At 37.5% G+C, this 10,944-nt stretch carries 7 protein-coding genes, 1 pseudogene and 1 riboswitch; of the genes and pseudogenes, 6 read left to right on the plus strand and 2 right to left on the minus strand.

The genetic code is table 11. The features are described from left to right. Positions 1-28: 28 nt before the first annotated feature. Entirely contained in the window at positions 29-385 is a 357-nt protein-coding gene (locus AC1DVK_RS20395; RefSeq protein WP_371748431.1) for a Na-translocating system protein MpsC family protein, read from the minus strand. Positions 386-627: 242 nt separating this feature from the next. Further along, positions 628-769, plus strand: a riboswitch (cyclic di-AMP (ydaO/yuaA leader). Between the two features lie 950 nt (positions 770-1,719). Here AC1DVK_RS20395 and AC1DVK_RS20400 point away from each other — a divergent pair. From AC1DVK_RS20400 to AC1DVK_RS20425, 6 genes and pseudogenes are all read left to right on the plus strand, one after another. Further along, a complete protein-coding gene (locus AC1DVK_RS20400; RefSeq protein ID WP_081109011.1) occupies positions 1,720-1,794 on the plus strand; it encodes a potassium-transporting ATPase subunit F in 75 nt (24 codons plus the stop codon). Positions 1,795-1,819: 25 nt separating this feature from the next. Then, positions 1,820-3,493 carry a potassium-transporting ATPase subunit KdpA gene (kdpA, locus tag AC1DVK_RS20405; RefSeq protein ID WP_061463674.1) on the plus strand — a complete coding sequence of 558 codons (1,674 nt, stop codon included), beginning with the start codon at positions 1,820-1,822 and terminating at the stop codon, positions 3,491-3,493. 21 nt (positions 3,494-3,514) lie between these two features. Then, a complete protein-coding gene (gene kdpB / locus AC1DVK_RS20410; protein ID WP_061463673.1) occupies positions 3,515-5,554 on the plus strand; it encodes a potassium-transporting ATPase subunit KdpB in 2,040 nt (679 codons plus the stop codon). 24 nt (positions 5,555-5,578) lie between these two features. Beyond that, positions 5,579-6,136: a potassium-transporting ATPase subunit KdpC gene (kdpC, locus tag AC1DVK_RS20415; RefSeq protein ID WP_061463672.1), complete on the plus strand. Its 558-nt coding sequence runs from the start codon at positions 5,579-5,581 to the stop codon at positions 6,134-6,136. A 64-nt stretch (positions 6,137-6,200) separates the two neighbouring features. After that, positions 6,201-8,525, plus strand: coding sequence for a histidine kinase (locus AC1DVK_RS20420; RefSeq protein ID WP_061463671.1), 2,325 nt, complete (start codon positions 6,201-6,203; stop codon positions 8,523-8,525). 119 nt (positions 8,526-8,644) lie between these two features. Next, positions 8,645-9,138 (plus strand): annotated as a pseudogene (locus tag AC1DVK_RS20425) (recombinase family protein). A gap of 300 nt (positions 9,139-9,438) precedes the next feature. On the opposite strand, the gene AC1DVK_RS20430 reads toward AC1DVK_RS20425, so the two are convergent. Further along, the coding region (locus tag AC1DVK_RS20430; protein WP_477627263.1) for an L-lactate permease at positions 9,439-10,944 on the minus strand (1,506 nt) is incomplete at its 5' end.

A 10,944-nucleotide genomic window follows, 5' to 3' on the forward strand; every position in this document is an offset into this window, starting at 1 on the left:
TTAAACAGTATTATTTGATGGTTTCTAATTACCTCTCTAAATCTTTATCCAGTATAAAAACTTCAATTCTTTCACCTGTTTTAGTGCTAATATCACTATGGGAAGAAAGAACTTTACATCCAGTATGATCTTCAACTATTTTTTCGTAATCCTTAGTGTACATTTCACGAAGAAGCGAGCGCATTTTTTTTACAAGTTTTTTGCCGGAATTGTGACTGACAAGATGCTTTTCTTCCACAGTCAGGACCCCTTTAAAACGAGTAATCAACATGTCATTAATTATATATGTTTTTGCTTCCTGTGGTCCTCTGCCTATCAGATCACGCTGGAACTTAATAAATGCTGCACTTATTTCTGCTTCAAGTTTCTTTTTTGGATTTAACATAATGCCTCCATTTTATCTCGGGAATTTATGGGATTTATCATAATGCCCAACCTTAGTTATTGTCAATGTAAGTTTACAAACCTATAAAAAAATGTAATCACTAGAATTATTAAGTAAAGTTAGCTTTTGATGACTTATTCGGACTAAAATGACTTTATTTGGTCGATTTTGAATTAATATCGTGATTTTATGAGGTTTACAAACATTTAATGATGAGCGTAGAATAATCCACATAAATAACAATTTGATATCGGCCAAATCTCAAGAAATTGAGAACGGAGGACCCACTATTTTTGGGGTTAATTCTGCATTTGCAGAAGGGATGAGATACTCTTTCGCCATCCTACCCGTCAGCTAACTTCGTCGGCTAAAGCGAAGGAGGTCATAAGACCACCTTAATTCAGGAGGCTTTTTTTGTTATGTTTGTAGCAAGATAGCAACCTGTCATTTCCGTAGGTCTTTTTATTATGCCTATAAACGAAAAGGTGTCTTGGAAGACAGATCGCACAGAGAGCTGTAAAGCTTGCTGGGTGATAAGTAGACCAATGAGTACTTTTTCTCCAATTTTATATGTTTGCTTTGCAATTAATCCAATAACCGATGCGTGAATCGTATTTATTAACGCGGGTATATGGATAGCTACTGCATGGCTGCATACATGGGGAAAGAGTAAGCATTGGTCTATTTTTTTATGTTATCAACTGGCAGGCTTCTCTTCCCCAGAAAGAATGCAGATTGAAAATTAATAAGAGAAAGTACTAATGGGGTGGATTGTATGGGAAAAGTGCTGCTTGTTGGAAAAGGAAAATTATTTATATCTGTAAAGGAAAGTATAGGGCCACCCACACGGATACAAGTAATGTAGAAACTGTAGACTATGATGAAGAATGGTTTAAGCCTACAAGAAACCTGAAGGAATGTGATGGAAAAATGGTTCATAAATCAGAGCAGGATAACTGTGTTTATCTATTCCCTAATTCTCTGTTTGATGGAATTAATCTTGTGAAAATATTTTCAGAGTTCAAATCTTATAGGTTTTTTGTTGTCACTCATGATCATCAATATTCTAGTCTATATAAAAAATGGGAGCTGATTTTGTCATCTTCAGTAAACCAGAATGTTACAGCTATAACTGGCTGCTAACAAGTGGAACCTAGTTTCTTTAAGAAACTCAAAGGGGGTGAGTACATTTTAGTTTGAAATTTTTATAGTTTGGAAGGAGAGACGTCAATGGATCTTATATCAGTTTCACTTACAGCTTTTTCATTCTTAACATTTTTTGGATTTATCCATTTTTGTAACAAAGTTATAGAAGAAAAAGGAGAGTAGAAACGATGTTTTTATTATTTATTGTTGGAGCACTTTCGTTGTATTTAATTCATGCTTTAATTTACCCGGAAAAATATTAATAGCTACAAAACGGAGGAAATGCAAATGGATTTTTTACAAATCGGTCTGGTATTGGCACTCGTCATTATCCTGGCAATACCACTGGCGAAATATTTAGCTAATGTTTATTCCCTTGAAACAACAAAACAAGATCGGATGTTTGGATGGTTAGAAAGGGGCATTTATAAATTATCTGGTATTAATACCGGTGATATGAACTGGAAGCAATATGTAAAGGCACTACTATTGAGTAATTTAGTCATGTTTATTATTTCGTACATGATCATTCGATTTCAAGGAATTTTACCGGGTAACCCAAGTAAGATAGACAACATGGATCCATTATTGGCATTCAATACTGCTGTAAGCTTCCTTACCAATACCAATTTACAGCACTACAGCGGGGAATCGGGACTTTCTTATTTATCGCAAATGGTCGTCATCATATTTTTGATGTTCACGACACCAGCTACCGGTCTTTCGTTATGTATGGCTTTTTTCAGAGGCCTGACCGGGCAGTTCAGTATGGGGAATTTTTATGTGGATTTAATTCGTTCCATCACCCGGGTACTACTGCCGTTATCTATCTTAATCGGTCTTGTCCTAGTATCTCAAGGGGTTCCGCAAACCCTTGATCCTACGGCCATTGCAACTACATTGGAAGGTGCGAAGCAGAATATTGCACGTGGGCCAGTAGCTGCGTTAGAGTCTATTAAACATTTAGGGACAAATGGCGGTGGATTTTTTGGTGTCAACTCGGCACATCCCTTTGAGAATCCTAATGGTTTCACCAATATATTAGAGATTTTATCAATGTTTCTGATACCTGTTGCCCTTCCATTAACGTTTGGATATATGGCAAAAAACAAGAAATTAGGTTGGATTCTTTTTTCAGCAATGGGATTAATGTTCCTTGTGTTCTTAGGTGTTACGTATTTCAGCGAACAAAATGGAAATCCAGCATTAGAGAGAATAGGGATTTCTCAAGAGAATGGAAGTATGGAAGGGAAGGAGGTGCGGTTTGGAATCGCACAGAGTGCCCTTTTTACAGCCGTTACGACAGCAGCTACTACAGGTACAGTCAATAATATGCATGATACGCTTACTCCACTTGGAGGATTAGTGCCATTGGCAGAAATGATGTTGAACTGTGTGTTTGGCGGTGATGGAGTAGGGACGGTCAATATTCTTATGTACGCAATAATGGCTGTATTCATTGCCGGGTTGATGGTTGGACGAACGCCGGAGTTTTTAGGTAAGAAAATTGAAGGTAGGGAAATGAAACTAATAGCGATTGCCATCCTTTTACATCCATTAATCATCTTAGTTCCGTCGGCCATTGCTTTAGCTACACAAATGGGCACTTCGGCTATTTCTAATCCGGGTTTTCATGGAATTTCGCAGGTTGTTTATGAGTTTACCTCTTCAGCAGCTAATAATGGCTCCGGATTTGAAGGTTTAGGGGATAACACTCCATTTTGGAATCTATCCACCGGCTTAGTCATGCTGTTTGGCCGTTACTTTTCTATGATTGCACTAATCGCTGTCGCAGGTTCATTACTTACAAAGAAACGAGTTCCCGAGACGATTGGAACGTTTAAGACAGATAATAGCACTTTCCTGGTCATTCTCTTAGCAACGGTATTAGTTATTGGCGCTTTGACGTTCTTCCCAGTAATTGCACTCGGACCAGTAGCAGAATGGCTCACAATTAGATAATGAAGAAAAGGAGTATTCTCAATGAGTACAACGCGTAAAGGGACTCTCAATAAGGAAATTGTCTGGCAAGCTATAAAAGATGCCTTTAAAAAATTAGATCCAAGAATAATGGCTCGAAATCCTGTCATGTTTGTAGTTGAAATAGGATTTGTAATCACTCTTTTACTATCCATATTCCCAAACTTTTTTGGAGGAACATCGGATAGGGGTTATAACATAGCCGTAAGCGTAATACTGCTTGTTACAATACTCTTTGCTAACTTTGCCGAAGCATTAGCAGAGGGGCGGGGTAAAGCGCAAGCCGAAAGCCTGAAAAAGACGAAACAGGATACCAAGGCAAAGTTATGGCAAAAAGATGGTTCTATAATGGTTGTGGAAGCCACAGAACTCCGTAAAGGCGATATTGTCTTGGTGGAAACCAATGATTTAATCCCAACCGATGGTAGTGTAATTGAAGGAGTAGCCGCAGTAGATGAGTCCGCAATTACTGGCGAATCAGCTCCTGTAATCAAAGAATCTGGTGGGGACTTCTGTTCTGTAACTGGAGGAACGAAAGTCATCAGTGACTTTATCAAAATTATCGTTACTTCAGACCCAGGTGAATCCTTTCTTGATCGAATGATTAACCTCGTAGAAGGAGCTAAAAGGCAAAAAACACCTAACGAAATTGCACTGAGTACCCTGCTTATTAGTTTGACCCTTATCTTTTTGCTTGTTTGCACTACACTAGTACCAATTGCTTCTTATATTAAAGTCACATTACCCATAGCAACCTTAGTTGCATTACTGGTCTGTTTGATACCAACAACCATTGGGGGCCTATTGTCTGCCATTGGGATAGCGGGTATGGATAGGGTTACTCAATTTAACGTCATTGCCATGTCGGGAAAAGCTGTCGAAGCAGCTGGTGACATTAATACCATAATCCTTGATAAAACAGGAACGATCACCCATGGGAACCGCATGGCTTCAGCTTTTTTACCGGTTAAGGGGATAAGCCAAGCTGAGTTAAATAAAGTGGCTGTTCATTCATCATTACACGATGAAACGCCTGAAGGCCGATCTGTCATCGAACTTGCTAAAAAAGCCGGTTTATCTGATAAAGAATTAGATAAAACCGGGACAGTAGGAATTGAGTTCACGGCTGAAACTCGGATGAGTGGTACAGACTTTTCTGATGGTAGAAAAATCAGAAAAGGTGCTGCTGATTCAATAAGACAATATTTACAGCAACAAGGTGAAAAAGTACCTGGGGATTTAGAGAGCATTACTAATGAAGTCGCATCTGCGGGTGGTACGCCACTAGTTGTTGCAGAAGGAAACCGTGTGCTGGGTGTCATTTACTTGAAGGATACAGTAAAACCAGGCATGAGGGAACGCTTTGATGAATTGCGGAAAATGGGAATTAAAACCGTTATGTGTACCGGTGATAACCCATTGACTGCTAATACCATTGCTAAAGAAGCCGGAGTAGATGATTTTATTGCCGAAGCCAAGCCTGAAGATAAAATTTCTGTCATTAAACAGGAACAAGCACAAGGCAAACTTGTGGCCATGACGGGAGATGGAACGAATGATGCCCCTGCATTGGCCCAGGCTGATGTTGGATTGGCGATGAATACAGGAACCGTCGCAGCGAAGGAAGCCGCGAATATGGTGGATTTGGATTCTGACCCTACAAAAATTATCGAGGTAGTGGCCATCGGGAAACAGTTACTCATGACACGGGGTGCCTTGACAACCTTCAGTATTGCGAATGATGTGGCTAAATACTTTGCGATCATTCCAGCTATGTTTATGTTGGCCATTCCGCAGATGAAGGCTCTAAATATTATGAATCTGGCTACACCACAAAGTGCTATTTTATCAGCTTTAATTTTTAACGCTGTTATTATCCCCCTTCTCATACCATTGGCAATGAAGGGTGTAAAATACGTTCCTATGAGTGCTTCAAGATTATTAACCAAGAATTTGTTCATATACGGATTAGGTGGAGTGATAGTTCCTTTCATAGGAATCAAACTTATCGATGTAATCCTAGTCATGTTTCATTTAGCTTAAAATCAAAAGTAAGGGTGAGAATCCATGTTGAAAAATATACGCGTAGTTCTGGTGCTACTTGTTATGTGTGGAATTGCCTATCCATTGCTAATGACAGGTGTTGCTCAAGTCATTATGCCTGCAAAAGCAGATGGCAGTTTAATAAAAAACGAATCAGGAAAAATCATAGGTTCTGAACTAATTGGTCAATCTTTTAAGGACCCAGGTTACTTTCATGGTCGTGTTTCTTCTATAGAATATGATGCGGCAGGCTCAGGTACACCCAATTATGCCCCATCCAATGAGGACATGATCAAGCGCACAAAAAAAGATTTGGCAACATTTTTAAAAGAGAACCCTACTGTCAAACAAGAGGAGATACCTGCTGATTTACTGACAAACTCTAGTTCGGGCCTTGATCCAAATATTTCACCCCAAGGGGCGAAAATTCAGGTATCACGCATTGCTAAAGAGCGAGGTGTATCTGAAAAAAGTATATTTAATCTTGTTGATAAATATACGGAAGGACGGTCATTAGGAGTTTTTGGAGACCCCCGAGTGAATGTATTAAAATTAAACATAGCATTGGACCAACTAAAATAACTTTTGAAAAGGAGAGTTTTTCACTCTCCTTTTAACCTTGAACTGGATTTAGGAGGTCAGTATTATGTTAGAACAATTCCGAAGAAAAACCCCAGATGAGATATTGAATTCCATATTAAAAATAAAAAAGGGCCGGCTGAAAATTATACTTGGCGCAGTCAGTGGTTCAGGCAAAACCTATCATATGCTTCTTGAAGGAAACGATTTGAAAAAGCGAGGTATTGATGTCGTTGTCGGTATTATTAGCGCATCTAATCGTCCGAAAACCTTGGAACAAGTGGGTGGTCTTGAAATCATTCCAGCTATCGAATGGGAAGTTAAAGGAGAGACTAAGCATGATTTAGACTTGGATGAAATATTCGCAAGAAACCCTGAAGTTGTGTTGGTAGACCTGCTTGCTCATAAAAACAGACCTTCTGCCAAAAACGCTACAAGACTAGAAGATGTACAGGAGTTAATTGACAATAAAATCAGTGTCATTACAACCATAAATATTTATGAACTTGCCGGTGTTAAAGAAGTAGCAGAACATCTCACGGGACTCCCAATTCATGTGAGTAATACTGTGCCAGAGGATACGCTTTCTCACGCTGATGAAGTGAAATTATTGGACGTAACCCCCGAAGCTATCCTAAAACGTCTACAAGAAGGAGATTTAGATGAAAAACATGAGCAAGTAAAAGGACATGCTCACCTTTTTAAAAGACATAACTTAGCTGTACTTAGGGAATTATCCCTTCGCTTCCTGGCAGGGGAGGTAGAGGATGATTTATACGAATATCGAGAGCGTAAAGGGTTATCTGGTCCCTCTGGTGCTTCAGAGCGAATCTTAGTATGTGCTCAATATCATTGGAATGGTTCCATTTTAATCCGAAGGGGAGATCAAATTGCCAAGCGATTAGGCAGTGATTTATTAGTTACTTGTTTTATCCCTAATCAAAAATCACTTTCCAAAGTAGAAGCCACATTTAAACGATCAATTGGGAAATTAATAAAAAAATTAGATGGGACGTTTGAAGAAATATCTATCAGTAAGGAAAACATTGCTGAAGAAATTGTGGCCTATGCTTTATTGCATAATGTCACTCGAATTATACTTGGTCAGTCTAAAAGAACTCGTTGGGAAGAGATTATTCATGGATCCATCGTCAATCGGATTTTACGTATAACAAAGAATATTGATGTATTTGTTGTTGCAGACCGAGCTGAAGTGGAAGGAGAACGGATCATACCTGCTATTCAAACACAGAGGAAAAAAGAAAATCCCTATCGCAGGCTATCTTCAACCGAATTAAAAGAGAAGATACAAAAAGTTAAAAGAGGTACCTTAAAAGTATATATTGGTGCTGCTCCTGGAGTAGGAAAAACATATACTATGTTAAGGGAAGCCAATCAATTAAGGAAAAATGGAATCGACGTAGTCATTGGCTTACTAGAAACACACGGGCGTAAGGATACGGGGAATCAGATAGGGTGTTTAGACATGATCCCTAGAAAAAAAGTGCAATATAAAAATGTAACCTTGGAAGAAATGGACCTTGATACTATCATTCTGCGTAATCCTGAAGTAGTACTAGTGGATGAGTTAGCTCATACGAACATTCCGGGTAGTAAAAATGCTAAACGGTATGAGGATGTAGAAGAGATACTAAGTGCAGGAATTTCTGTTATTTCCACTATGAATATTCAACATTTAGAGAGTTTAAATGACAGTGTCGAACAAATTTCTGGAGTCCGAGTAAGGGAAACTGTACCGGACCGGATCCTACATTTAGCAGACGAGCTGGAATTAATAGATATTTCGCCTAAGACATTAAGACAACGTATGCGAGAAGGTAACATTTATACAATGGATAAAGTAGAGCAGTCGTTAAGCAATTTCTTTAAAACTGGAAACCTAATTGCGCTCAGGGAGCTTGCATTACGTGAGTTAGCAGACGATGTAGATGATCGGTTGGAATCATATGAACGGAAAAATGGCGTAAGAGGACCTTGGCGAACAGAGGAAGTCATTTTTGTTTGTGTAAATTTACGTCAAGATTCAGAACGTTTAATACGAAGGGGATTTCGAATAGCGTATCGTTTGAAGGCCCAATGGTTTGTTGTTTATGTAAAAGACCATCAAAACTTGTCTAATGAAGAGGAAGTCATATTGAAAAGAGTCATGGTTCTAACGGAACGATTAGGAGGGATATTTGAAATATACCATGCCACACATCGGCGTTTAGTAGTAAAAGAAATAACGGGACAATTAAAAAATAAAAAAGCAACACAAGTAATTATAGGTCATTCAGCTAGGTCGAGGTGGCAAGAAATAAAAGAAGGCTCCATTGTTGAACGTCTTCTTCGCGAGACGAGGTATTTAGATGTACTAGTGGTAGCTGATTGATTGTTCAAGAAAGCTATCAAAAACCCGTTCGTAAAAGTACACTTTTACGAATGGTTATTTTTTTAATAAAATCCTCTTATTTTAACGTTCGTTAAAATGAAGGATGGCAACGTCAAGCTATGTTGGAAAATGGTCTCAATGAACGGGTTATCTTTTTAGAAAAACAAAGTGGAAAAATTTCAATCGAGTTCAATATCAATTATTAAAACGATTGATTCGTAAAGGTGATGTCCTTTACATTCATTCACTGGTGGTAGAAATAAAGAAGAGATCCTCCAGGAATGGAATGACATCACAAAAAATATTCAAGCAGATATCGTGGTGATGGATATGCCTTTGTTGGACACTACTCAATTTAAGGATAGTTTAGGGACCTTCATCGCAGATCTTGTTTTACAAATCCTCTCCTGGATGGCAGAAGAGGAATGGGCCGAAAACGGCAGCGTGAAGGAATTAATGTGGCTTTGCAAAACGGTGTACCCTTCGGCCGACCGAACGCCCAAGTAACGGAAGGGTTTAAAGAAGTGAAGTGTATGATCGTTGGAAAGCAAGTGAGATTTCAGCAGTTAACGCCATGGCGGAATTAGGCATTAAAAAGAAGACTATTTATTAGTTAGTTAAAGAATACGAAAGAGACTTTTAATGTAGTTCTATATGTATAGAAGAAACTCGTCAAAAAGAAGCCTTTGCTCAACTGGAGCACAGGCTACTTTAGGTAGATTCTCTCATTTCCTATTATTAAAATGGCTGAAAGAACCTTTCATCAACAATATCTTTTTTAAAGTTTTCAAATGATTATGCTTACTATTCGAGATTTTATCTATAAAGTCGACCTATTTAGATGATAGTAACCTTTTTTTATCAATATAAACTTAAAGTTCCACTTATAAGTATGTTTAATGGTCTCTTGTATTTAAAACCAAAAATCAAAAACCAAAAAGCCAACAGTCAAAATGATTATTAATAATATTGCTCCAAGAACTATTATGGACATCTTTTTTAATAAACGATTTTCTTCGGATTCAATTCGACATAATGATGCACCTAACATAATTCTAGAGGGGCTGGCCATAGTTGAATGAGAAGAGCTTGTATTTTGAATACTAGCAATTAAATTTAATGGCAATCCGGTTTTCTTAGCAGTTTCAACTTGTAGTTGAGTAAACATAGCATTTGATCCTGTATTACTTCCCGTAAGAAATCCTCCAATTCCTCCAATAAAAGGAGAGACAAATATAAACATACTTCCGAAAATTAAACCTGCAGCATTAGCAATCGCAAATGTCATATTTGCTGTAGTCATTAGTTGAGAAATTGCTACAAATGCTGTGGTGGAAATTACAAAGGGAACCCATTGTTTTATAGAAATTTTAAGCGAACTCCAAATAATGCTTTTAGAGATTTTGAAAATGAATATGGTATATAAACATGTAATAAAAAGCCAAAATCCTGGTGAGTAAAGTAATGCTAATGAAAATGAAAAGGAAGGTAATTCAATGACAAAATGTGATTCTAGAAATTTTTTTATTGAAGGGATAAGTCTTGAAATGAAAATTAATAGGGTAAGTATTAAATAAGGACTCATAACCTTGATGATATTCAAATTTGTACCGTTATTTTCAGATACAGAGGTTTCGATAACGGTTTCATTTATCATTTTTAATGATGAAGAGTTTTTTATCTTTATAACCAGTAACCCGATACTACTAGTAACCAATGAACTGAGTACCCCGGCCAGTTCAACACTAACAAAAGCATTAAATAGAAATATTGAAATAGAAAAGATAACTGAAAGTAAAAGGATTTCCTTCCATCTATATTTTATTGCGTCTTTACCCCCAGCTAAAAAAACAGCAATTAATAAAAAATAAATAAAAACAGGGATGCTTATAATTGCAGTTCCTGTACCAAGTTCCTGAAGGGGAATTCCCCCAATTTGTGCCCCAATTACTGTTCCCGTGGATAATGCTCCCCAGGGGACTGCAAGTAAACTAACAAGTCCAATAGATGCTGCTTTCATAGGACTAAACCCTAAAGCAATTAAAATGGGTGCTACAATCATAAATGCTATTCCAAAGCCACTCGTTGATTCTAAAAGTGGAGAAAGCCCTATAACTAATAGAATGACTTGCAAAATCTGATCAGTTGTTACTTCTGAAAGAAATGAAGCAATCGCCCGAATTCCACCAGTATTATTAATTAGATGAAAAAAGAGTATACCAAAGAATAAAACATACGCTGCTACAAAGGAAATTAAAAATCCTTTAAAGGAGGCATGTAAAGTACTTACTACTGTTATATGGTAACTAGGATATACTAAAATAATAAGCATTGTAACAATGTAAGATAAGAGTCCAGACCGGAGTGATGTTTGTTTAAAAACAAATAAAAGTACAAATATAGATATAAAAGGCAATAA

The organism is Peribacillus sp. P4_B1 (assembly GCF_056402395.1).